A 24,803-nucleotide genomic window follows, 5' to 3' on the forward strand; every position below is an offset into this window, starting at 1 on the left:
TTTACTTTCTAAAATAACACCTCAAACCTGACAAACTCCCACCCAAAGCGGTATGATAGACCATGAGGTGACCAAAATGCATATATCAGAAAAACAAATTGAAATCCGCTATGCGGAGACGGACCAGATGGGTGTGGTATACCACGCAAATTACATCATTTGGCTAGAAATCGGGCGTGCACAGCTTATCCATGATTTAGGGTTTGCTTATACGAAATTAGAGGATGAAGGCTATTTATCACCTGTCATCGATGTGTCGATTCAATATAAGGCGGCGCTTCGCTATGGACAGATTGCAACGGTTCGTACGTGGATTGAGTCACATTCGCGTTTGCGTACAACATATGGCTATGAGGTATTGCATGAGGATGGGACTGTAGCGGCAACTGCGAAAACAGTACATACATTAGTGCGAAAAGATAATTTCCGTCCGATTTCCTTAAGTAAGGTTGATCCAGCGTGGGATGCGGCATATATTGAAAATATGCGCGTGCAGGAGTAGATGTGCTAGTTTTAGCGCATCTTTTTTTATTTAATAACATAGAGTTTCTTGATATAATGATGTTTGTGTCAAATTTGCAAGGGAGGGTTGTTCATGGTACAGAAGGTTGCCGTTGAAACGGTGCGATGTCATATATTGTTGACGAATACGGCACGTGAAGCCATTCAGCAGCATGTTCAAGATGAACAGGCCTTTTTTCGTTTGCAAAAAAACTTTATTGTTTATATTGAAAAATTAGCGATTGAGCAAACACAGCTCGCGTTAACACTATATTTTGATAATGAAAAAAACCGCGTTTTAAAGGAAAAATTTCAAGAGCGTGTCGTGATTATGGATTGCGTATTTGATTTGAAAAATGGGCTTGTTGCGAAAAGCTTCCGTACAAGGGGGAAGGGAACACCCGTTGCAACAAATCGCCGTGAAAGGCTGTTAATTCATTTTGTACCATCACGCATTAGTGGACATACATATCCGGATAAATTTATTGAAACGCTTGCTGCGCTTCCTGTTGCCCAGGAGCGCTTTGATTATGTCAATAAACGCATCACCTCATGGGAAGGCTATTTAAAGGTGCTGAATCAAAATGCGGATATAGAGGATATCGAAGCGAAATTTACGACACATACACTGAATGCTGATTTCACACATATTACATTCATTTGTAGTGAGATGAATGATAAAGAGTGGAAGCAATTGAAAGGGTTAAGTGCTCGTGTACGTGGCTTAAAGCTTGATTTAGGTGAGGTTGTTAAAGTCAACCGTGGGGCACGTGCTGTTGAAATTGCATTAAAGCCTGATGCGGTGCGTCTTGCGAGGAAAAATGAGCTGCATTTTGAGATGAATACAATCGATTTCAGCAATGCCTCGACAAAATCGCAGCTCAATCGTCTGTTAAAAGGCTTTGATCGTTTAAAAGAAGGGCTTGCAGAAAATGCCAATTTAGAAAATATTTTATTTGAGGATAAGCCTGTAATTGCCGCACACAATGCAGATGTTACACTTGATTTTCATAACCAATTAAATGAATTCCAACGTAAAGCGGTAACAGGGGCAATGAGTGCGGAAGATTTATATGTGATTCAAGGGCCTCCTGGAACCGGGAAAACAACCGTTATTTCAGAAATTTGTTATCAAAATGCCAAGGCAGGCTTGAAAACGCTAGTGGCCTCACAGTCGAATTTAGCGGTTGATAATGCACTAAGCCGCTTGCTTTCCAACAAAGATATCCGCATTTTGCGATACGGACGTACGGAAAGCATCGAAGAGGAAGGCAAAAAGTTTATTGAGGAAAATGTTGCGACCTATTGGCAGCAGCAAACGTATGAGGCGATTAGCCTTGAAGTGTCGCAGCAGCAGGACAAAAAGCAGCTATTAGAGCAGGAAATTATTGATTATGAAGCACAGCTCACACAGCTACAGGAAGAAAAAATTAAGCTTCAGCAGGACATTGAACGAAAACAACAGGCAGAGGAACAGCTTAAAGCACTGACAGAAAAAATCATCGCGCTGAAAAAACAGCTTGTCCCATTAAAAAAAGAGCGTGAGCAAGCAGAGGAGCAGCTCGAAAGGCTAGAAGCATCAAAGGCGGAGCTAACAGCAAGCATCACTACCTATCAAGAGCAGCTTGTTGAGCTTCCAACAGTGCAAGAGCTAGAAGCGTTAGAACAATCGAATACGGAGCAGCTCACACAGCTTAGCGAGGCGATTCAAGCTGCCGAAATAAGCTCAGCAAAGCAACAGCTTGAGCAGCAGCTCGCAAGCGTAACCGGTCAGCTACAACACTTGTCACCAGATGACGGGGCAATGGAGCGATTAACAACGCAAATTACGGAGCTAAAAAAGGTGCAGGATGTAGAGGATTTCATTGTGGCGCATCAAATACGTCGCAGCTTTGTTATTGATCGTCTCCTTGCCTCTTTATCCAAGCTGCAGCCTGAAATAGCGGCATATAAGCCGATTAAAGATTTAAGTGAACGGCTGGAAAAAGCCTTAGCTTACAGTGAAAAAGCATTACAAATTCATGTTACAGCACCACCATTGCCACCGAATCATACGTACTCAATTAATGAGGTGCAGGAATTTTTAACGAAGCTCAGCCATGCCTTTGCAGAGCGAAAAATTAATGCTCAAAATGGCGCACGTTCAATTCAAGGTGTGCTATTGCGTAAAGCATATGTAGAGCAGCTACAGGTGAAATATCAGGATTTATTACGTGAAGTTATGCTTATTTTTACGAAGCTGAAAGAGGAGCTTGTTGATTTATATAAAGAGCAGCTTGGTCAGAGTGAAACACAAGTACAGCAGCTGCGTAGCACAGAGCAGCAATTGCAGCAAAAGCTCCAACAATTGAAAGACGTACCAGCAATAGATGTAACTGTTGAAGAGCTACAGCAGCAGCGCAACGACTTAGAGCACAGCAAGCAGCAGCTTGCACACCAAAAAATGAAGCAGGCAACGCTGACGGTGACTTACGAAGCAAAAACAGCGGAGCTACAGCAAGTCAACGAGCAGCTTACACATGGCAATGAGCTTATCCAATCATTAAAGGAACAGCTTAAAGAAATCAATAGCACGGGTCTTGCATTAGAAAAAGAACGGGAAGAGCTTGAGCAGCTAACAAAGCAAAATCCGGAGGCAGCATTATCCGGAGTCGAACAACGCATAACAGCGACGCAAGCAGAAATCGCAAAAACTGAGCAAAGGCTTGAGCTATTACCTGTCACACAGCAGCTTCAAAGTGAATGGAAAATAATGCTAGAAAATGCAAGTGAGCATGACTTAGAGGAAATTCGCAAGCTGTATGTGAAGCATGCCAACGTTATTGGGACAACTTGTGTTGCATCAGCGAACAAAGAATTTATGGACAATTATCCAACATTTGATGTGGTTATTATCGATGAAGTATCGAAGGCAACGCCGCCAGAGCTATTGCTACCGATGCTAAAGGGCAAGAAAATCATTTTAGTTGGGGACCACCATCAGCTACCACCATTGATTGGGGACGAAACTTTCGAGGAAACGCTAGAGCAAGTCATTAAAAATAGCGATACATTTGAGGAAAAGCGTGAGCTTGAAAAAATGTTAGAGGAATCATTGTTTGAGCGCTTGTATAAAAATTTGCCACAGTCGAATAAAACGATGCTAGCAATTCAATACCGCATGCATGAAAAGATTATGAAGACAATTGTGCCATTTTATAAAAATGAGCATGATGCCCTGCAATGTGGCTTACCTGATTCAGACAAAGCGCGTGACCATTTGCTTGAAACACCTTTATTTAACCGCCAAAATCATTTGCTATGGCTTGATATCCCGCATGACCAAGCCCATTTTGAAGAACGTATGAAGGAAGGGGCAAGCTTATTTAACCGAGCAGAGCTAGAAAAGGTAAAAGAATTGTTAACATCCATTAATGAGGCAACAAAGCAGGCAAAGGAGCAAGGCTTATTGCCACAGGATGCACAGAAATCTGTTGGTGTCATTAGCTTTTATGCGGAGCAGGTAAAACGCATTAATGAGATGGTGGAGCAAGGGTATCCTCATCTGCATATTCGTACAGGCTCTGTCGATAAGTTCCAAGGGATGGAGATGGATGTCATTATCGTTAGCATGGTGCGAAATCATGATGGGCAAGGCAGCATCGGCTTTGCGCAAGATTACCGCCGCTTAAATGTCGCATTATCACGCGCACGCGAATTATTAATTATGGTCGGTAGCACGGAAATGTTTACAAAACGTCCAAAGAAACAAGAAACGCGCCAAATGTATCAGCATGTGCTTGATGTTGTGAAAGCGCAGGATGGCTACCGCGCATAGGAGTGACTTATGGAATTACAACAGCTGGAACGACAAATTCAAAAGCAATTACCGCGTCCTAATGGTGTGGAAATTGTAAAAACAAAGCAATTTTCGATACCCATTCAGACAATTTTAGCGAAATACACGCCGATTCGTCGCATCCCAATGGATATTTTAATGAAAATGATGCTCCTAACCTTTCAAACAGGGCGTTTCCAAGATGTTGAAATGGTTGCGGATGTGCTCTTAGTAGAGGCTTTATTTATTGAAGATTTACTGCAAAAAATGAAGAAAACAGGGCTAGTTACAGTGGAAGAAACCATTCAATTGACAGAAAAGGGCAGGTCACAGCTAGCAGCAGGTATCTTCGAGGAACAGCTAGAGGAAATGGAGCAAGAATTGTATTATAGCCCATTGCACGAAGCGTTTTTACAAGGGGAGCTAGCGGAATTTGATGAGTTTCCTGACGAGCTTTCGCACGAAAAAATGGCTGTATGGACAGATGAGCAAATTGTTGCTGCCTCGTCAAATGATGATGATGATGAGACATTTATTACATCCATCAATAGCGCAGAGGAATTACAAATCCACGATGTGCCATGCTTTCAATATGTTTTACATGATACAAACAAAAATACATTTGATATCCGCGTTTTTAACACATTCACCAATGCATGGGATGTACAGCTAGAGCAATTGATAAAGGCGAGTGAGCAAAATGACAAAAACTAGTTTAATTTTAGAGGGTGGGACATTTCGCACGATTTATACGAGCGGCGTGTTAGATGCCTTTTTAGAGCACAAGCTACATATGCCTTACATAATTGGCATTTCAGCTGGTGCGATTAACGGCTGCTCCTACGTATCGAAGCAAAAGGAGCGTACATTGCGCGTGTTTACCAACTATCGCCATGATAAACGTTATATCGGCTGGCGCAACTTTTTAAAGGAGCGCAGTTTGTTCGGGCTGAATTTTGCCTATGATACCATTCCAAATGAGCTAGAGTTGTTTGATTGGGCGACATATGAGCAATTTGAAGGGCAGTTTGAAATTGGTGTGACAAATGCTTATACAGGGGAAGTTGAATATTTAGATGCGCTGCAAATGGATAGGGCTTGCACGATGCTGCGAGCAACCTGTGCCATTCCGATTTTATTTCCTGAAATCAAATTGGAGAACATTCCATATTATGATGGTGGGCTAGCGGACCCGATTCCTATTACAAGAGCAGAGGAAAAGGGCTTCGAAAAGCATGTCATTGTCTTGACACGCCCACATGGCTATCAAAAATCATTGGATCGTCAAACGAAATTTGCCATTAAAATGCTTGGCAAGCGCTATCCCGCATTAGCAAAGCGCATGCTACAGCGTGCCGCGCGCTACAACGAAACACTCGCTTATTGCAAGCAGCTTGAGGAAGAAGGCAAAGCGTTTTTATTCCGTCCGAACTATGCGATGAACAGCTTTGAAAAGAATTTAACGCAAATCCATAGCAATTATAATATGGGCTATCAGCATGCACAGGAGCAGATGGCAGCATTGCAGCAGTTTTTAATGAAGTAAACTAGAAAAAGCCAAAAGGTTAATGACCCAACCTTGATTTACTTTAGCATATAAGCATATTGCAAGCATCTATTTCCAAATTTCGTTATAGTAATGTGTGAGGTGATCCCATTGTTAAAAAATATTCCCGTGTCTGTTCTAGATTTAGTAACGATTGCAGAAGGACAGACAACATTTGAGGCGTTTCAACGCTCACGCAACTTAGCGGTCTTAGCAGATGAGTTAGGCTATGAGCGTTATTGGGTAGCGGAGCACCATAATAGCCGAGCGATTGCTAGCTCTGCAACAGCTGTCGTTATAAGCTATTTAGCGAATGCAACGAAAAAAATTCGTCTTGGCTCAGGTGGTATTATGCTACCAAACCATGCACCACTCATTGTTGCCGAGCAATTTGGCACACTTGATGCAATGTTTCCAAATCGTATTGATTTAGGCTTAGGACGTGCACCAGGCACAGACCCGTTCACTGCAAGAGCATTGCGCCGTCGTGACGCTGAGGATTTTGAACATAATATAGAGGAATTAGAACGCTATTTAATGCAAGCGAAAGAAACCGACCATATTAAAGCATATCCGGGCTTTGGTGCAAATATTCCGCTATGGCTGTTAGGCTCGAGCTTATTCAGTGCTGAGCTTGCAGCGCGTCGTGGCATGCCATATGCCTTTGCTAGCCATTTTGCACCAGATTATTTAATGCAGGCGATTGATATTTACCGTACACAATTCCGTTCATCAGAAGCATTGGAAAAACCAAAAATGCTGGCATGTATCAATGTCATTATTGCAGACACAGATGAGGAAGCACAAAAATTAGCGACAACGCATTATCAGCTTTTCTTAAGCATTATTCGCCGTACACATGATTTGCTACAGCCACCAGTTGACGATATGGATGAAATTTGGACACCGTTTGAAAAACAGGCGGTGCTACAGCAACGCCAATATATGTTTGTCGGCAATCAACAAACGGTTAAAGAACAGCTTGAAAAATTTGTTGCTGATACACAGGTAGATGAATTGATGGTCACTGCTTCAATTTATGATGAAGAGGCGAGAGCCAAGTCATTTACGTTATTGAAGGAGCTTTTTGAATAAGACAGGGAAATCACCCCTGTCTTTTTTGTACCTTCGCATATATATTGACATCATGTGCGTAACCATCTTGATACATATAATTGCGCAAAGTGCCTTCTTGTTCAAAGCCCTGCTTCAACAACATTTCATTAGACGCTGTATTTTCAATATAAACAGTCGCTCCAATGCGCGTTAACTCCAGCTCCTGAAAGCCGTATTCTACTATTTTCTCCAGCGCCTCGGATGCAAGGCCCTTACGCCAAAAATCAGGATGTATTTCGTAGCCTACCTCAGCTCGTCTATGAACAGGTACCCATAAATTAAAGCCAATTGTACCAATTAAACGATTGTTCCCTTTAATTGTAATACCCCAACGCATACTTCTTTTTCCTTGAAAGCCTTTTGTAAACCCTTCGATTAATTGTTCGGCTTGTTCAATATCCTCCAATGCTTGCATACCATAATGCTTTGTTACATCCTCGTTTGAAAAATAGGCAAAAATATCGCCAGCATCTTCGTGTACAATCTCTCGCAAAATTAATCGTTCTGTTGCTAATGTTGGAAACATGGCTAAACCCCTTTGTTTTTTTATTAACTAAAAATAATAGTGTAACTTACATTTCAATAATAGGATAGTGTTTCCTCCTATGATACAATTTAACTAATATTATGAAGGGAGTGCGTTGAATGAAGTTCGTCAAATGGATCATTGCAGTATCGTTATGTTTTATTGCACTAACGGCTATGGATTATGGGGATGCTCAAGCATCAGCTAGTACCTCTGAAACGAAAGTATCAAAGCAAACTGTGAATCAAACAAAATATGTGAAATCAGAAGGAGGATTAATTGTCAGAAAAGAAGCACATTCGAAAGGTGCTAAAGTAACGATGCTGAAAGATGGCTCGAAAGTTTTTGTATACACAACGGACAGCAACGGTTGGTCACACATCAAACAAGGAAATGTCAAGGGGTATGTAAAGGATGCTTATTTAGTAGTGCAAGAACAGAGCGCTCAAAATAAAAATCGAAAAATTGATTTTTCTATGAGTATAAATCAAGTTGAGAAAGCAGAAACAGCAAAGTTACTTAGAAAATCACAAAAGGGAAATGTGTCTACTTTAGTTTACTCAGCAATGAAATATGGTTACTCAACAGAATTGATATATTATTATGAGGATAAAAAGCTTGGTGCGATTGGATTTGATTTCTTCCCTAATAGAGACCGTTATAGTGATTGGTCGGAAATACAACTTATCCATGACACGCTTTATAAAGAAGGTCTTAAGGAGCTAGGACGTAATGTGGAAACACGTTCAGACGGTAGTTATTATATTTCAAGCTTATGGGATAAAGGCTCTTATTACGTTATGTTAGATGTTAATCGTATAGACGGCTATACGATGGCGACTTTAATATATTATCAGTAAAAAACATGATTCATATAAAAGGGATTGTAAAAATTGTATGGAATTTGATTTAAGAAGTGTAGAGTATTGACAATAGTATTTTAAACCCTATTGTCAAACGCTTTCAATAATGCTACAATAAACAAAATTAAAAAAACACTTATCAAGAGAAGCCGAGGGATATGGCCCGTTGACGCTTCAGCAACCTCTAACATTGATTAGAAAGGTGCTAATTCCAGCGGGGGGACTCCCGAGAGATAAGAGTGAACGGATTGCTTACAAAACCCTCACATTCTCTATGCTGGAATGTGAGGGTTTTTTGTATTGATTTGTTATTTCAAGAAATGGGGGAAAAGCAATGCCAATTAATATTCCGAAGCAGTTGCCAGCAGGTGAGCTACTAAGAAAAGAGAAAATTTTCGTGATGGAGGAGGACCGTGCGAGAACACAGCAAATCCGTCCGTTAAACATTTTAGTTTGTAACCTAATGCCAGAAAAGGAGAAAACAGAGCTGCAATTATTGCGTTTATTAGGGAACACACCTTTACAAGTAAATGTCACATTTTTGAATACAGCAACCTATGAATCGAAAAATGTCTCAAAATCACATTTGCAAACGTTCTATACGACATTTGCTGAGATTAAACACCGCCGCTATGATGGCATGATTATTACAGGTGCGCCAATTGAACGCATGGAATTTGAGGACGTTATCTATTGGAAGGAAATTACGGATATTATGGATTGGGCAAAGCTAAATGTCACATCCATCATGAATATTTGTTGGGGTGCGCAAGCGGCTTTATATCATCATTACGGCATTGGTAAATTTGAGCTGCCGAAAAAATGCTCAGGCGTATACTCACATGTTATTACGGATTTAACGGTAGATTTAGTGCGTGGCTTTAGCGATGAATATGTAGCACCACATTCAAGACATACATCTGTATCAATTGATGAGGTGCGTGCGCATCCAGATTTACGCTTGCTGAGCTATTCAGACGATGCGGGTGTCTTTATTGTACAATCGAAGGACAATAAGCAAATTATGATTACAGGACATTTAGAGTATGATGCGACAACGCTTGCTGATGAATACGAGCGAGATATCGCCAAGGCAGATAATGTAGAAGTGCCTGTGAACTACTTCCCAAATGATGACCCAACGAAAGCACCAAAAAATACATGGCGTGCCCATTCGCATTTATTGTTCTACAACTGGTTGAACTATTACGTATACCAAGAAACGCCATACAAATGGGATTTTGTTGAAGAGGAGATTGAATATCATATTTAGCACACCGAAAAAATTTTACATTGCCTCCAGCTTTCAAAATATAGAGGATGTCCGTTATGTAAGAGACCAATTAACAGCAAAAGGCTTTCAGCATACGTATGACTGGACACAAAACAGCCGTGCAGCCAATTTAGAGGAATTGCAACGTATTGGCAATGCAGAAAAAGAAGCGGTTCAACTTGCTGATTTTTTAATCATTTTATTACCTGCTGGGAAGGGCGGTCATATTGAGTTCGGACTTGCTTTAGCGAATGATATAACCATTTATTTATATTCACCCAATGAGGATATATATGATATGAATTTTACGAGTACATTTTATCATTTGGACAATGTCCGCATCATTGTTGGCACACATCGGCAGCTTCTTGAAAATATTTTCATAAATGAACAATAAAAAGCGATGCAACGACTCCACAAGAGCCTGTTGCATCGCTTTTTTATGCCTGTTTGTACTCATAAGCTAATTCATCTAGCTTTTCATTCACACCTACATGCAAATCATGCTCATTGAAAAACCATTCATCATTGCGCTCTATGTAAAAATGAACGCCATCCACAATCGTTTCTACGCCAATTTCATGTGGTAATTCGCGATTCATACCAAGTGAAAATCCTTCATGGAATGGCGATGACCCACCGTATCTGGCATAAAAGCGTACATAATCACCCTGCTGTACTTCCATTTCTGTGTGAAACCAATTTAAAGCTGCATCCGTCAAAATAATTTTCATGAAGACCTCTCCCGACATACATTAATAATGTTATTTTAGCGGATTTCCTAAATGAGGAACAGCAAATTGCTTAGTTAGATGCCAAAGTGCTGCTAATTCAGACCTTGGCATTTTAAAGTTAAATCCATTTCACTTTCGGTTCTGTGCCAGCTTTAATACGTTTAATATTTTCGCGATGGCGATAAACGATAAACGTAAATAAAATGACAATTAAAATAAATAAGGCGAAATCACCTGTTAATACAAGATAGATTATGCTATAAATAAGGGCGATGAGTGCAACAATCATCGATGTTAAGCTCACCATTTTTGTTAATTTCAATGTAATAAAAAAGGCAACAAATAAAAGCAAAAATAATGGCCATGCGTAGCCTAGTACGACACCTGCAGAAGTAGCTACTGCTTTGCCACCTCGGAAGCTGGCGAAAATAGGGAAGATATGTCCTATGACAGCCACAACACCTAAAATTAATGCATGAATTTGCACATCCGCAAAAAATGGTAATAGCGGTAGCAATACAGCCGCAGTTCCTTTTAACACATCCATAATTGTGACAATTATCCCTGCCTTTTTGCCAAGGACACGGAAGGTATTGGTTGCACCTAAATTACCGCTGCCTTGCTGTCTAACATCTGTATGATAAAAAATCTTACCAATCCATAAAGCAGAGGGGATGGAGCCGATTAAATAAGCGCAAATAACAATTATAGCAATTGACATATATACGCTCCTTTCAAAATTGATAGTTGGTACTAATAGGTTGTAATAATGATTATACACTGATTACCTATTGATTGAATAGTAGATTGATTATTTTTTGTAATGTATGAATAAATACACGGCTCATATGAATAAGAGAAGTAAAGCACTTATTGAAAAATTGTGGTAGAATATCTATTTGTGTAGGGCTTTAGCGTATTGACAGCTAAGCTTATTCTTTAGTACGATAAAAGAAAAGAACGTTTGTTTGTATTTTTAGGGGGTATTTTTTTGGTGAAAGAACAACCAATCGCATACAATGACGATGCGATTCAAGTGTTAGAAGGCTTAGAAGCTGTTCGTAAAAGACCGGGTATGTATATCGGGTCAACGGATGGACGTGGGCTTCATCACTTAGTTTATGAAATAGTAGATAATGCAGTCGACGAAGCACTTGCAGGCTTCGGAGCGCATATTATTGTCAACATACATGAAGATAACAGCATTAGCGTGCGTGACTTTGGACGAGGAATGCCGACAGGAATGCATAAAATGGGTAAACCAACACCTGAAATCATTTTCACTGTTTTACATGCCGGAGGAAAATTTGGACAAGGCGGCTATAAAACAAGTGGTGGATTACACGGTGTCGGTTCATCTGTCGTCAACGCTTTAAGCAGCTTTTTAGAAGTATCGATTCATCGCGATGGACAAATTTATCGCCAGCGTTTTGAGGATGGTGGAAAGCCTGTAACATCGCTTGAAATTATCGGAAAAACAAAAGAAACAGGAACGCTCGTTCATTTTTTACCGGATGCAACGATTTTTTCTGTGACGAAATTTAATTATGATACGTTAGCAGAGCGTTTACGTGAATCTGCCTTTTTATTAAAGGGATTAAAAATTGAATTAATTGATGAACGTCCTGAAGGTATACATGAAGTATTTTATTATGAAAATGGGATTGAAGCATTTGTTACGTATTTGAATGAAGAGAAGGATGTTTTACATCCAGTTAAATATGTAGAGGGCATGCAGCAAGAAATCGAAGTGGAGTTCGCATTCCAGTTTAATGATGGCTATTCAGAAACAATGCTATCATTCGTTAATAATGTACGCACACGTGACGGTGGCACGCATGAAACAGGAGCAAAGGCTGCCATGACGCGTGTATTCAATGACTATGCACGTAAAATTGGATTGTTAAAGGAAAAGGAGAAAAACTTAGAGGGCACAGATGTGCGAGAAGGCTTGACGGCCATTGTATCGGTTCGTATCCCTGAGCATTTATTGCAATTTGAAGGGCAAACAAAGGGCAAGCTTGGAACAAGCGAAGCGCGTTCAGCCGTCGATGCCGTCGTATCGGAGCAGCTCTTATATGTATTAGAAGAAAATGCTGAACTATCAGCATCCTTGGTGCGTAAAGCGATTCGTGCACAGCAAGTACGTGAGGCGGCTCGAAAAGCACGTGAGGATGCACGTAACGGCAAGAAAAGTAAAAAAGGCAGCACGCTGTTGTCTGGAAAGCTAACTCCTGCTCAATCACGCAATGCAGCGAAAAATGAGCTATATTTAGTCGAAGGTGACTCAGCAGGTGGCTCTGCAAAGCAAGGGCGTGACCGTTCGTTTCAAGCCATTTTGCCATTGCGCGGAAAAGTTATCAATACTGAAAAAGCAAAGCTACAGGATATTATGAAAAACGAGGAAATTGCTACGATTATTCATGCAATTGGTGCGGGTGTCGGCTCTGATTTTGCCGTAGAGGATGCCGCATATGATAAAGTGGTGATTATGACCGATGCCGATACTGATGGTGCCCATATTCAAGTATTGCTCTTAACGTTCTTCTATCGCTATATGAAGCCGCTTGTGGAAGCAGGGAAAGTATACATTGCTTTACCGCCACTTTATAAAGTATCGAAAGGCGCAGGCAAAAAGGAAGTAATTGAATATGCTTGGACGGAAAATGAACTAGATGCTGCTATAAAGAAAATTGGCAAAGGCTATATTATTCAGCGTTATAAAGGATTAGGTGAGATGAATGCGGATCAGCTTTGGGATACGACAATGAACCCGGAGACGCGTACATTAATTCGTGTAACGATTGAAGATGGTGCACGTGCAGAGCGCCGTGTAACAACATTAATGGGTGATAAAGTAGAGCCTCGTCGTAAATGGATTGAGACACATGTTAACTTCGGAATGGAGGATGAGGTCAATATTTTAGAAAATGAATTCATCCATCATGAGGAGGACTAAGGAATGACAACGGAAAAATTTCAAGATTTACCTTTAGAAGAAGTAATGGGTGACCGCTTTGGTCGCTATTCAAAATATATTATTCAAGACCGCGCGTTGCCAGATGCACGTGACGGATTAAAGCCTGTACAGCGCCGTATTTTATATGCGATGTTTAATGAGGGCAATACACATGATAAGCCATTCCGTAAATCGGCAAAAACAGTCGGAAACGTAATCGGTAACTTCCACCCGCACGGCGACTCCTCTGTTTATGAGGCGATGGTGCGTATGAGTCAGGATTGGAAGGCACGTTATATGCTCATTGAAATGCATGGTAATAATGGCTCAGTTGATGGAGACCCACCAGCTGCAATGCGTTATACAGAGGCACGTTTATCACAGGTGGCGGCGGAAATGCTGCGTGATATTAACAAACGCACAGTTGATTTTGTGCCAAACTTTGATGATCAGGATATGGAGCCAGTTGTTTTACCTGCTCGTTTCCCGAACCTGCTTGTGAACGGCTCCACAGGGATTTCGGCAGGCTATGCGACAGATATTCCCCCACATAATTTACAGGAAGCATTGGATGCTGTATTAATGCGTTTAGACAAGCCAGGGTGTTCCGTTGATGAATTAATGACGGTCATTAAAGGACCTGATTTCCCGACAGGTGGTATTATTCAAGGTGTAGATGGTATTAAAAAAGCCTACGAAACGGGTAAAGGGAAAATTATTATTCGCGCGGCTGCAACGATTGAAGAAATTAAAGGCAATAAAGAGCAAATCGTGATTACAGAGCTGCCATACGATGTCAATAAAGCGAATTTAATTAAAAAGATTGATGAACAACGCGCTGATAAACGCTTAGAAGGTATTGCAGATGTAAGAGATGAATCGGATCGCACTGGCTTACGTATCGTTATTGAAATGAAAAAAGATGTGCAGGCACAGGGCATTTTAAATTATTTATTAAAATCTACAGATTTACAAATTACGTATAGCTTCAATATGATTGCGATTCATAACCGTCGTCCAACATTAATGACGTTGCCGCTTATGCTTGATGCGTATATTGCGCACCAAAAGGAAGTCGTTAGCAAGCGAACTGCTTATGATTTGACAAAGGCCAAGGATCGTTTACATATTGTAGAAGGCTTAATGAAGGCCTTATCTATTTTAGATGAGGTGATTCAAACAATCCGCTCTTCTAGTGATAAGCGCGATGCCAAAAACAATTTACAGGAAAAATTCCATTTCACAGAAATACAATCAGAGGCAATTGTGAGCTTGCAACTATATCGCTTAACAAATACCGATATTACCGAATTGCGTACAGAGGAAGAGGAGCTTATTCAATTGATTGATAAGCTAACAAATATTTTAAATGATGAGAAAAAGCTAATCCGTGTTATTAAGCAGGAGCTGCTTGATGTGCGCAAGCGCTTTGCGCAGCCACGTCGCTCTGTTATCCAAGCAGAAATCGAGGAAATTAAGCTAACGCTCGATGTGCTTGTACCAAGTGAGGAAGTTGTGGTAACAGTAACGAAGGATGGCTATGTCAAGCGCACAAGCCTGCGCTCTCACAGTGCATCGAACGGACAAGATTTTGCCATGAAGGAATCAGATTACTTATTATATGAAGCAACGCTCAATACGCAGCACTATGTATTGCTATTTACGAATAAAGGCAATTATATTTATCAGCCTGTGCATGAGCTCCCTGATATTCGCTGGAAGGACCTTGGGCAGCATATTTCAAGCATCGTGCCGCTTGATGCAGAGGAATATATTATTGAAGTGATTGGCATTGAGTCATTTGACAAAGAGGATACTTTTATCTTTACGGCAACGAAGGAAGGGCAAATTAAGCGCTCGCCATTAGCAGATTATGTGGTCACTCGTTATTCGAAGCCTATTAAAACAATGAATGTCAAAGGTACTGACGAGATGATTTATGCCTCGTTGTTAACACCTACACAGGAAATTTTATTAACAAGCAATACGAGCTATACAATTCGTTTTACAGCAGAAGAATTACCTGTTACAGGTGTGAAGACAGGTGGTGTTAAGGGCATCGTTTTAAAAGATGGTGAATACTTAGCTGCTGCTAATTTAATCAGCCCTGAGAGCAATCAGGAGCTTGTCGTTGTGACACAGCGTGGAGCGATCAAGCGAATGCTGCTATCTGAAATTGAGGTAGGCAATCGTGCAAAACGTGGTGTCGTCATTTTAAAAGAATTAAAATCGAATCCGCATCGTGTGTATGCGGTGTTACTTGCAACAGCGCAGAATCATGTGCTGTTAGAAACAGAGCGTGGCGTGCAGGAAACGATTCACGTGTTGAACCTATCAAGAGCGGACCGTTATTCAAATGGCTCGCTAAAAGTGGATACAGCTGTAGACGGCGCATTAGTAAGGGCCGTGTTACTGCCGAAAGACTAACAGTAACCCAAAAGGCTGTCTGAAAGGAGGATATCTTTTCAGGCAGTCTTTGCTTATATACTTATCCTAGGGTGACGTTTTTGCTATATTGACATTTCTCCCATAATACTATATCATTCAATTTATTTCGGAAGTCGTTATATCATAGAAGGGAAGCTCATTCATGTGGAAAAATAAAAATGTATGGATTGTATTAATAGGGGAATTTGTCGTCGGCTTAGGCTTGTGGGCAGGCATTATCGGTAACTTAGCATTTATGCAGGAAACGGTACCGTCCGATTTTCATAAGTCGCTTATATTAGCACTCGGCATGATTGCAGGTGTTGCGGTCGGTCCATTAGCAGGTCGTATCATTGATTCATCAAGTAAAAAGAAAGTATTAATTGTAGCGAGCGCAGGGCGAGTTGTCTCGGTGCTCTTTATGTTTGTCGCTTTGGCAACGAACTCGGTTATCTGGATGCTCTGCTTTTTAGTAAGCCTGCAATTGGCAGCAGCCTTTTATATGCCTGCATTACAGGCTGTTATTCCAATGATTGTGAAAGATCGCGATTTAATTACCTTAAATGGCTGGCATATGAATGCCCGTACCATTTCACGTATTATTGGGACTGCAGCGGCAGGTTTAGTACTAAGCTATTTTGATGTAAAATGGTTATATATTGCCTCGATGGTCATGTATATTGTAATGCTAGGCATTACCTTTACGCTGGATTTACAGGAGCAGACAAAAGAGAAGCAGACAAAAGAAAAGAGCAAGGGTAGCTTTAAAGAAGTTTATCCAATGCTAAAAGAGCAGCCAGTTGTGTTAATGACATTGGTGTTAATGGTCATTCCGATTTTATTTTTAGGCTCATTTAATCTTGTCATTATGAAAATTACCGAAATCCATCAATCACAAAGCTTGTCAGGTATGATTTATGCGGTAGAAGGAACCGCCTTTATGCTAGGGGCAGTATTTATTAAGCATTTAACGAAAATTGCCAAAACGGGCACGATTTTATTTATGTCAGTCTTTATTATTGGCTTGATGGAGCTAATGCTCTTTTTATCAGATATTCAATTATTTGCATTATTAACCTTTGCGTTATTTGGCTTTACGGTAGGCTGTTTCTTTCCAACAACCATGACGATCTTCCAGCGTCAAGTGCCGAAGGAATATCATGGACGCTTCTTCTCCTTCCGCAATATGCTAGACCAAGTGCTGTTCCAAATTGTTTTATTATCGACTGGAGCATTGCTTGATTTAATTGGTTTACAGTGGATGGGGGTTACGTTCGGTGTGTTTAGCTTGCTATTAAGCTCTTATTTCTTATTCATTATTCGTCGTCGCAAGCTTGAAATGGCGATGTAAAGGAGGCACGATAGCAATGGCAGTAGAAAATCGCAGAAAGGGGATTGTGCTTGTTCTCCTTGCTGCACTGTTTTGGGGCATTTCTGGTACGGTATCCCAATATTTATTTCAAACGTTACACATGAGCACAGAATGGGTAACGACGATGCGTTTATTAGCTGGCGGGCTCATTTTATTAACCGTTGCTTATCGCCAACAGGGCTCACATATTTTTCACATTTGGCGGCAAAAAGTAGATATTTTATCACTGCTTATTTTCGGCATTATTGGGATGATTGGTGTACAATATACATATTTAGCTGCAATTAATTATGGCAATGCTGCAACAGCAACAGTATTACAATATTTAGGGCCAGCTATTGTTACAGCTTATTTTATTGCTTTAGCAAAGCGCCTGCCAACAGTGAAGGAGCTTTTAGCTGTAGGATTCGCCTTGTTCGGCACATTTTTACTTGTTACACATGGTAATGTGAATTCCTTGTCGATTTCAAAAGAAGCGTTTATTTGGGGAATATTATCTGCATTCGGCTTAGCATTTTATACAATCCAACCTATTTCCTTGTTGCGCCGCTGGGGGGCTATGCTAGTTGTTGGATGGGGGATGCTCGTAGGTGGAATTGCCTTCAGCTTCGTTCATGCACCGTGGAAATTCGAAGGGGAATGGCATATTTCGGGGCTGTTTGCCTTAGCCTTTGTCATTTTATTCGGTACAGTCTTTGCTTTTTACAGCTATTTAGAAAGCATCAAGTACTTAACACCAGCTGAGACGAGCTTACTCGCCTGTGCAGAGCCATTATCTGCTGCAGGCACCTCGGTGCTCTTTTTAGGTGTAGCATTCGGCTGGATTGATTGGTTAGGTACATTTTTCATTTTAGCAACAATCGGCGTTTTATCGATACAGAAAAAGAAACCTAGTTAGGAGATGCAAAATATGATTGAACCGAAGATGAAAGAAAACGACACTAGTGTAGTGGAGTTTATTGAAAGTGTGGAAAGTGATAAAAAAAAGGCAGATGCCTATCAATTACTCGAAATTTTTGAAGAGGTCACAGGCTATCCAGCAAAAATGTGGGGTCCTAGTATAATTGGTTTTGGTAGCTATCACTATAAATATGCATCCGGACGTGAGGGAGATGCCCCTTTAGTTGCTTTTTCACCAAGAAAGGCAAAAATCAGTCTTTATTTAGTCTATGAAGGTGAGGAAAGAGATGCGCTATTAGAGGGCTTTGGTAAGCATACGAAAAGTAAAGCCTGCATTTATGTGAATAAGCTAGCTGATATTAATATCGACGTTTTAAAGAATTTAATTCAACATACAATGGAAACTTATCAAAAGCTTTATCCAAATGAATAAAAATTGTAACCCTATCTTTATTAAGATTGGGGTTATTTTTATTATGATTCATCAGTAGTTGAAGATTATGCCTTGTTATTTTCTAACCATTTGAGCGTATAAGTGTTAGTTGTTTTGGCAAATTCCCTAGAAGTTGATGTTTTTCCTACTGCACTTGCTCCTTCTAAACAAATCAATGACATATTTTCACCTCTATAAAAATTAATCTAAATTTCATCATAATTTATTCCTGAAAATGTCTTTTGTATTTTTTATACGTCTGGTCAATCGTTTCCTGCTTCGTCTTTGTTTTACGTTCATGTGTAGAGAAGGAGGCAGTGCCGCGTTGTTTTGTAACGTCTGTACCACCTGTACGCTGCTTCGCTAAACGTTTTTTCTTTGCCTTCGATTGTGTCATGTTATCACCTCATTTGCTAGACGATTGCGGTGTACTAAGCTCATATCAAAATAGGGGAAGCTGCCTTCTTCAATAAGCGCTAGCACCTCATGGAAGGTACGATAAGCAAGCTCATATTGTTGCTGGGTGATGAGCTGTTTATCAAGTGCCCAAGCTAATTCATCTTTATCCTTTTGAATGACTTCACCTGTTGGCAGTACGACAATATCTAAAAATAAATCGTCCATGTAAGGCCTGCCGTTTTCCACACCGTTCTCATTGGTAATATCAATATACCATTGAATAACCTCTCCATTTTGATCAAACATAGTTGTCACCGCAAAATGCTCATTGAAAGGGAGCTGCTGTAACCAAGAATAGTGCGCATCCACGATACAAAGCTCTTTGTCGCCATATTTTTTCTTAAGTGGCTCCGTCACTTCATGCATCTGAAGGAGTGCGATATAGCCTGTAAAATCATCCTCAATAGGTAATTGTCGATAATTTCTATGAACGATGCGTTGCCAATCACCACGCTGTAAATAACGTCTTTTCATCCTACCACCTCTTTAAGAAAAATTTTACATAAAAGAAGATGAAAAAACAACTGCCTTTATAAAAGCAGGAAAAGTACATCTATGAATTGAATAAGTAAAAGAAGTCTTATTTGTAAAAATAAAGGGGAATGAACATGCATATTAGAAATTCAGCAAAAGCAGTGATTGTGAAAGATGACAAATTATTAGCTATAAAAATACAAGAAAAGGGGCATACATATTATATTTTGCCAGGGGGCGGTCAAGAGCATGGTGAAAATTTGCATCAGGCATTAGTAAGGGAATGTCAAGAAGAGCTAGGCGTAGCAGTGGATATTGGGGAGCTTATTTTTGTGCGCGAATACATAGGGAAAAATCATGAGCTAGCTGCTTACCATGCGCATGCACATCAGACGGAATTTATGTTTTTATGTGATGTCCATCAAGAGACGTTTGATAATGGCACGCAGCTAGACAAAGGGCAAACAGGTACAGAATGGCTGCCATTAGATGATTTACTGCAATATCAGCTATTTCCACGCGCTTTACGGACGCACTTAATTGCATATTTTAATAACGGTAAAGCAACAACTTATGTAGGGGATATTAATTAAAAAAGCAAAGAGGTCATACAGAACGTGCTCTGTATGACCTCTTTTTGCTTTTAGTGAGAAACATCCTGTACAGAAATACCTGTATTTGCTTTTACATCTACTTCGCGGTATTTTGCTTCGTCTGCTTTTTCTTTTGATAACAATGTACCAATCCAACCGCCAAGGAAGCCAAGTGGAACAGAAACTAATGCAGGGTTTGAAAGCATGAATAATGGCTCACCTACAAAAATTGCTTTTCCTTCTGGACCCCAAACGTTTGGAGATACAGCTACAAGAATTAATGCAGATATTAAACCTGTTAACATTGCTGTTACTGCACCTGCTGTATTAAAGCGTTTCCAATAAATTGTGTAAATAATTACTGGCAAGTTAGCAGAAGCCGCAATACAGAACGCTAACGATACCAAGAAGGCTACATTCAATGTTTGTGCACCTAAAGCTAAAACGATCGAAATAATTGAAATTGTAATTGAACCGATACGAGCAGCCATAACTTGCTCTTTTTCAGAAATCTTACCCTTTTTAATAATTTGACCGTAAATATCATGTGATAGGGCAGATGCACCTGAAAGCACTAGACCTGCTACTACCGCTAAAATTGTTGCAAATGCTACGGCACAGACGAACGAGAATAAAATGTCGCCACCTAGGGCCTTTGCAAGAAGTGGCGCAGCCATATTACCTGCGGCATTCGCTGTTACGATTTCTTCTTTACCAACGAATGCTGCTGCACCGAAGCCTAAGAAGATTGTTAAAATATAGAAAATACCTACAATCCAAGTTGCCCAAATAACCGAAGAACGCGCTGTTTGTGCATCTTTTACTGTGAAGAAACGCATCAAAATATGCGGTAAGCCAGCAGTACCTAATACTAATGCAATCAGCATTGAAATAGTATCAAGACCATCTGTATAACGTAAACCTGGATTTAAATAATCTTCACCATGCTCTGTAACCGTTGCCATTTGTGTGAACATGTTAGCAATGCTGAAGTCGAACTTTGCTAAAACTAAGAATGAAATAATAACAGTACCTAACATTAATAAACAAGCTTTAATAATTTGTACCCAGCTTGTTGCTGTCATACCACCGAATAGTACATAGACCGTCATCATAACACCTACTAAAAGAACAGCCATCCAATATTCAATACCAAGTAATAACTGAATTAATGCACCTGCACCTACAAGCTGTGCAATCATGTAGAATAAAACGATTGTAATTGTACTTAATGCAGCTGTACCACGTACTTTTGCTGTATCAAAGCGCGCTGTAATCATATCTGCTAATGTGAAGCGACCTAAGTTACGTAATGGCTCTGCTACGATATAAAGTACCACTAAGTAAGCTACTAAATAACCTAAAGAGAAGAAGAAGCCGTCAAAGCCGAATAGGGCAACTGCACCTGCAATCCCTAAAAATGATGCTGCTGATAAATAGTCACCAGCAATCGCAAGACCGTTTTGCCAGCCTGTTAAGCCTCCGCCTGCTGTATAGAAATCACTTGCTGAAGATGTGCGCTTTGATGCCCACCAAGTAATAACTAATGTTAAACCTACGATGGCAACGAAGAAAAACACCGCTGTAAAGCTCATACCATTCATTAACGTTGCCCCCTTTCATATTCTGCGATAATGGCTTTTGCTTCTTTGTCATACTTGCCAGCTTTCGCTACATACAGGTGTGCTAAGCTCCAAGTCATAATAAACAAGCCCGCTGAATAAATCCAAACCCATGTAATGTCGCCAATTGCCTTGGCATGTAAGATTTTTGTGTAAGAAGTTAGCACAGGTAACAACATGTACGCAATTAAGAAAATAGCTGTTAACGTCCATAAGAATGAGTTCTTTTTCTTTACTAGTTGTTTAAAAGAGTCAAGTTGCGCAATTTTGTCATAGTCAATATGCTTTTGTTGATTTCCCATAAATCTTATCCCCCCATTTTTGTCTAAAATTACTGCATTTTGTACGTAAATTGCTCTATCAAGAATTTACAATTTTCATTCTATTTGACCGTTCACAAAATTGCAATAGTTTTCAAGAAAATTATGTGAAAAAAATTTTTAGAAAAGTAACTTAAGCGAGAAAAATGATAGGGTAAAAGGGGAGAAGTAGGTATTTTTGAAGACGAAATTATTTTACTAAATATTGATATATCAATGTATAAAACGATGATGATAAACAATTTTAGTTCCTGAAAGAGAAAATTTTGTTATTTTCGACAGATTTTTTTGTCTTTTAAAAATGATGTTTTTAAAAGTGTTTCGCAAGAAATTAATATATTATTATAATATTTTTAGGGTATGAAGAATAGTAATTAGATCTTCACTTCAAATAGTATCCTTGACAAGTTAATATGATATAACAAATACAAAAACTGATATTTTGTGTTATAACAATATTAAAACTGTAAATAGATAATCAGATAAAGCTATTACCGATTTTTCGTTTGCTATATTTTCTTATTTTAAACAAAATACAAATCATATTTTCGAGTTGTTGTTATAATTGCTATATAACAAAGGGGAATTATTGATGTTGATTTAAGTATGCTAGCTGTTAAATACAATAGAAAGAGAAGGTGAATATGTGAAGAAATCAATATATTTTAAAGGGTTGATTGATGATAAGCAGAATAAGTAATTCGATTAATCAGAATTTCCCTAGATACAAAACATACGCACAAAGCATGGCCATGCTTTGTGCGTATGTTTGATAAATTAATGTGATACATCAGATACAGATATACCTGTATTTGCCTTTACACGTATTTCTTTGAAAATTTCCTCTGATTGTTTCGTAGTCTGTTTATTTGATGATAAAACAGTTCCTAAATAACCAGCAAGGAAGCCTAATGGAATTGTAATGATTGCTGGTACCGATAAGTTTACTAAAGGTTTTCCTACAAAAATGGCTGATCCTGTTTCACTCCAAAGGTTTGGACCTAATGCACCGAGTATTAAGCAAGAAGCCAAACCTGTTACAATTGCTGCCACAACGCCAGTTGAATTGAATTTTTTCCAATAAATCGTGTACAAAATAACAGGTAAATTCGCTGAAGCCCCTAAACAAAAGGCAAATGATACTAAAAACGATACATTCAAGCTTTGAGCAAATAATGCCAAAATAATAGAAACAATTGCAATAGAAATAGAGCCTAAGCGAGCCGCCATTACTTGTTGCTTCTCTGTTAATTTTCCATCCTTTAAAATTTCACCATAAATATCGTGGGAAATCGCTGAAGCACCTGTTAAAACTAGACCTGAAACAACTGCTAAAATTGTTGCAAACGCGACTGCACTAATAAACGATAACAAAATATTACCACCTAAAAACTCGGCTAAAAGTGGAGCAGCTGTGTTACCGGCAGCGCTAGATGCTTTAATTGCATCCAATCCAACAAAATGCATCGCGCCAAATCCTAAGAAAATAGTTAAAGCAAAGAAAATCGCTGTAATCCAAGTTGCATATGAAATCGATGTTCGAGCTGTACGCGCATCCTTTACCGTAAAGAAGCGCATTAAAATATGTGGTAACCCCGATGTTCCTAATACAAGTGCCATCATCATTGAGACAGAATCAATCGTCGATGTATATTTTATTCCTGGCACTAAATACTCTTTGCCATGATCTGCCGCGATTGTATCAAACATTTTCACTAAATTAAAATCAAATTTATAGAACACTAAAATCGCAAGAAGGGCAGTACCGAATAATAGTAAGCCTGCTTTAATAATTTGTACCCAGCTTGTTGCCGTCATGCCACCAAATAATACGTATGTTGTCATCATCACACCAACAATTAGCACGGCAATCCAATACTCAATCCCAAATAATAGTTTAATTAATGCACCTGCACCAACGAGCTGTGCAATCATATAAAAAATAACGATAATAATTGTGCCTGTTGCTGCCACGCCACGTATCCGCTTTTCATTGAAGCGAGCCGTCAGCATATCTGCTAATGTATAACGTCCTAAATTACGCATTGGCTCTGCAATGACATATAAAAGAACTAAATTGGCTACAACATAGCCAACAGAGAAGAAGAAGCCATCGAAGCCTGTTAAAGCAATCGCACCAGATACACCTAAAAATGCTGCGGCAGATAAATAGTCGCCTGCAATCGCAAAGCCATTTTGCCAGCCTGTCAAACCGCCACCAGCAGTGTAAAAATCACTTGCAGAAGACGTTCGCTTCGCTGCGATATATGTCACGATTAATGTTAACCCAACAATCCCAAGGAAAAAACCCGCTGATACTAAATTCATAATGATTGACCTCCTTCATATTCTGCTAAAATTGCCTGTACTTCTTTATCCAGCTTTGCTGCCAATTTGCCATAAACGGTACATAATATAACCGTCATCACAAAGAGAGCAGCAGAGTATACCCATACCCAAGTAATGGAACCAATTGCACTCTGTTGTAGAACAGTTGTAAACGCTAAAATCGGTAAAAAGATATAAAATGTTAAAAATGCTGCGGTAATTGTGAATAATAGCTTATTTTTCTTTTTGACAAACGTATTAAAGGACTCCATTTGATTAATTTTTTCAAAGTTAATTGCATTTTTTTCTAGTGAAGCACTACGCATAAATATCCCCCTAAATTGTTAATTTGGATGAATTAGCGTGAAGCAAATTCATGTTAGATGTCATTTTAGAAGAAAATTATTTTATTTGCAATACCATTTTTATAATATTCAGAATTTTAAATATCGTAAATAACAATAGAATTACCAAGGCTTATAAGAGATATCCAGAATAAGTAATCACTTTCTTATACTCTATAATGCTATAATAATGACA

General features: G+C 39.4%; 23 protein-coding genes and 1 riboswitch. Of the genes, 14 read left to right on the forward strand and 9 right to left on the reverse strand.

The window, feature by feature from the left end; genetic code table 11:
* Positions 1–76 precede the first annotated feature (76 nt).
* The 5 genes from R6U77_RS14395 to R6U77_RS14415 all read left to right on the forward strand — a co-directional run bounded on the left by R6U77_RS14395 (position 77) and on the right by R6U77_RS14415 (position 6,959).
* On the forward strand, positions 77–502 hold the full coding sequence (locus R6U77_RS14395; RefSeq protein ID WP_319836165.1) for an acyl-CoA thioesterase: 426 nt from the start codon (positions 77–79) through the stop codon (positions 500–502).
* Positions 503–595: 93 nt separating this feature from the next.
* Complete coding sequence (locus R6U77_RS14400) at positions 596–4,318, forward strand: DEAD/DEAH box helicase (RefSeq protein WP_319836166.1); 3,723 nt, start codon at positions 596–598, stop codon at positions 4,316–4,318.
* Between the two features lie 9 nt (positions 4,319–4,327).
* Positions 4,328–5,032: a nucleoside-diphosphate sugar epimerase gene (locus tag R6U77_RS14405; RefSeq protein WP_319836167.1), complete on the forward strand. Its 705-nt coding sequence runs from the start codon at positions 4,328–4,330 to the stop codon at positions 5,030–5,032.
* Positions 5,019–5,864 carry a patatin-like phospholipase family protein gene (locus R6U77_RS14410; RefSeq protein WP_319836168.1) on the forward strand — a complete coding sequence of 282 codons (846 nt, stop codon included), beginning with the start codon at positions 5,019–5,021 and terminating at the stop codon, positions 5,862–5,864. The genes R6U77_RS14405 and R6U77_RS14410 overlap by 14 nt, the downstream gene beginning before the upstream one ends.
* Before the next feature lie 93 nt (positions 5,865–5,957).
* The gene (locus tag R6U77_RS14415) at positions 5,958–6,959 is read left to right on the forward strand and encodes an LLM class flavin-dependent oxidoreductase (protein ID WP_319836169.1); all 1,002 of its coding nucleotides are present in this window, start codon (positions 5,958–5,960) and stop codon (positions 6,957–6,959) included.
* A gap of 10 nt (positions 6,960–6,969) precedes the next feature.
* Here R6U77_RS14415 and R6U77_RS14420 read toward each other — a convergent pair whose 3' ends face one another.
* Positions 6,970–7,506, reverse strand: coding sequence for a GNAT family N-acetyltransferase (locus tag R6U77_RS14420; protein WP_319836170.1), 537 nt, complete (start codon positions 7,504–7,506; stop codon positions 6,970–6,972).
* A 119-nt stretch (positions 7,507–7,625) separates the two neighbouring features.
* Here R6U77_RS14420 and R6U77_RS14425 point away from each other — a divergent pair, with 119 nt between their 5' ends.
* The 3 genes from R6U77_RS14425 to R6U77_RS14435 all read left to right on the forward strand — a co-directional run bounded on the left by R6U77_RS14425 (position 7,626) and on the right by R6U77_RS14435 (position 10,039).
* Positions 7,626–8,366: an SH3 domain-containing protein gene (locus R6U77_RS14425; protein ID WP_319836171.1), complete on the forward strand. Its 741-nt coding sequence runs from the start codon at positions 7,626–7,628 to the stop codon at positions 8,364–8,366.
* Between the two features lie 136 nt (positions 8,367–8,502).
* Positions 8,503–8,609: riboswitch (SAM riboswitch) on the forward strand.
* Between the two features lie 94 nt (positions 8,610–8,703).
* Positions 8,704–9,642, forward strand: a complete 939-nt coding sequence (gene metA, locus R6U77_RS14430; protein WP_319836172.1) for a homoserine O-acetyltransferase MetA — start codon at positions 8,704–8,706, stop codon at positions 9,640–9,642.
* Positions 9,626–10,039, forward strand: a complete 414-nt coding sequence (locus R6U77_RS14435; RefSeq protein WP_319836173.1) for a group-specific protein — start codon at positions 9,626–9,628, stop codon at positions 10,037–10,039. The genes metA and R6U77_RS14435 overlap by 17 nt, the downstream gene beginning before the upstream one ends.
* 43 nt (positions 10,040–10,082) lie before the next feature.
* Here the strand turns inward: R6U77_RS14435 and R6U77_RS14440 are convergent, their stop codons facing one another.
* Both R6U77_RS14440 and plsY read right to left on the reverse strand, forming a co-directional pair.
* On the reverse strand, positions 10,083–10,376 hold the full coding sequence (locus R6U77_RS14440) for a HesB/YadR/YfhF family protein (protein ID WP_319836174.1): 294 nt from the start codon (positions 10,374–10,376) through the stop codon (positions 10,083–10,085).
* 118 nt (positions 10,377–10,494) lie between these two features.
* Entirely contained in the window at positions 10,495–11,097 is a 603-nt protein-coding gene (gene plsY, locus R6U77_RS14445; RefSeq protein WP_319836175.1) for a glycerol-3-phosphate 1-O-acyltransferase PlsY, read from the reverse strand.
* A gap of 270 nt (positions 11,098–11,367) precedes the next feature.
* On the opposite strand from plsY, the gene parE reads away from it, so the two are divergent.
* From parE to R6U77_RS14470, 5 genes are all read left to right on the forward strand, one after another.
* On the forward strand, positions 11,368–13,335 hold the full coding sequence (gene parE / locus R6U77_RS14450) for a DNA topoisomerase IV subunit B (protein ID WP_319836176.1): 1,968 nt from the start codon (positions 11,368–11,370) through the stop codon (positions 13,333–13,335).
* A gap of 3 nt (positions 13,336–13,338) precedes the next feature.
* Entirely contained in the window at positions 13,339–15,762 is a 2,424-nt protein-coding gene (parC, locus tag R6U77_RS14455) for a DNA topoisomerase IV subunit A (RefSeq protein ID WP_319836177.1), read from the forward strand.
* 163 nt (positions 15,763–15,925) lie between these two features.
* Complete coding sequence (locus tag R6U77_RS14460) at positions 15,926–17,113, forward strand: MFS transporter (RefSeq protein ID WP_319836178.1); 1,188 nt, start codon at positions 15,926–15,928, stop codon at positions 17,111–17,113.
* A gap of 16 nt (positions 17,114–17,129) precedes the next feature.
* Positions 17,130–18,032 (forward strand): DMT family transporter, encoded by a 903-nt coding sequence (locus R6U77_RS14465; protein WP_319836179.1) that lies wholly within the window; start codon positions 17,130–17,132, stop codon positions 18,030–18,032.
* Positions 18,033–18,044: 12 nt separating this feature from the next.
* Positions 18,045–18,467, forward strand: a complete 423-nt coding sequence (locus R6U77_RS14470; protein WP_319836180.1) for a DUF1801 domain-containing protein — start codon at positions 18,045–18,047, stop codon at positions 18,465–18,467.
* 223 nt (positions 18,468–18,690) lie between these two features.
* Here the strand turns inward: R6U77_RS14470 and R6U77_RS14475 are convergent, their stop codons facing one another.
* Together R6U77_RS14475 and R6U77_RS14480 are read right to left on the reverse strand one after the other, a co-directional pair.
* The gene (locus tag R6U77_RS14475; RefSeq protein WP_319836181.1) at positions 18,691–18,864 is read right to left on the reverse strand and encodes a hypothetical protein; all 174 of its coding nucleotides are present in this window, start codon (positions 18,862–18,864) and stop codon (positions 18,691–18,693) included.
* Positions 18,861–19,400 (reverse strand): ribonuclease FAU-1 family protein, encoded by a 540-nt coding sequence (locus R6U77_RS14480; protein ID WP_319836182.1) that lies wholly within the window; start codon positions 19,398–19,400, stop codon positions 18,861–18,863. The genes R6U77_RS14475 and R6U77_RS14480 overlap by 4 nt, the downstream gene beginning before the upstream one ends.
* Before the next feature lie 134 nt (positions 19,401–19,534).
* On the opposite strand from R6U77_RS14480, the gene R6U77_RS14485 reads away from it, so the two are divergent.
* Positions 19,535–19,993 carry an NUDIX domain-containing protein gene (locus R6U77_RS14485; RefSeq protein ID WP_319836183.1) on the forward strand — a complete coding sequence of 153 codons (459 nt, stop codon included), beginning with the start codon at positions 19,535–19,537 and terminating at the stop codon, positions 19,991–19,993.
* 50 nt (positions 19,994–20,043) lie between these two features.
* Here R6U77_RS14485 and R6U77_RS14490 read toward each other — a convergent pair whose 3' ends face one another.
* The 4 genes from R6U77_RS14490 to R6U77_RS14505 all read right to left on the reverse strand — a co-directional run bounded on the left by R6U77_RS14490 (position 20,044) and on the right by R6U77_RS14505 (position 24,589).
* Complete coding sequence (locus R6U77_RS14490) at positions 20,044–21,588, reverse strand: solute symporter family protein (protein WP_319838379.1); 1,545 nt, start codon at positions 21,586–21,588, stop codon at positions 20,044–20,046.
* 8 nt (positions 21,589–21,596) lie between these two features.
* The gene (locus R6U77_RS14495; protein WP_293927223.1) at positions 21,597–21,917 is read right to left on the reverse strand and encodes a DUF485 domain-containing protein; all 321 of its coding nucleotides are present in this window, start codon (positions 21,915–21,917) and stop codon (positions 21,597–21,599) included.
* Positions 21,918–22,712: 795 nt separating this feature from the next.
* Positions 22,713–24,263, reverse strand: coding sequence for a solute symporter family protein (locus R6U77_RS14500; protein WP_319836184.1), 1,551 nt, complete (start codon positions 24,261–24,263; stop codon positions 22,713–22,715).
* A complete protein-coding gene (locus tag R6U77_RS14505) occupies positions 24,260–24,589 on the reverse strand; it encodes a DUF485 domain-containing protein (protein WP_319836185.1) in 330 nt (109 codons plus the stop codon). Before R6U77_RS14505 ends, R6U77_RS14500 begins: the two co-directional genes overlap by 4 nt.
* Between the last annotated feature and the right edge of the window lie 214 nt (positions 24,590–24,803).

This window comes from Lysinibacillus louembei, from assembly GCF_033880585.1.
Taxonomy (GTDB): domain Bacteria; phylum Bacillota; class Bacilli; order Bacillales_A; family Planococcaceae; genus Metasolibacillus; species Metasolibacillus louembei.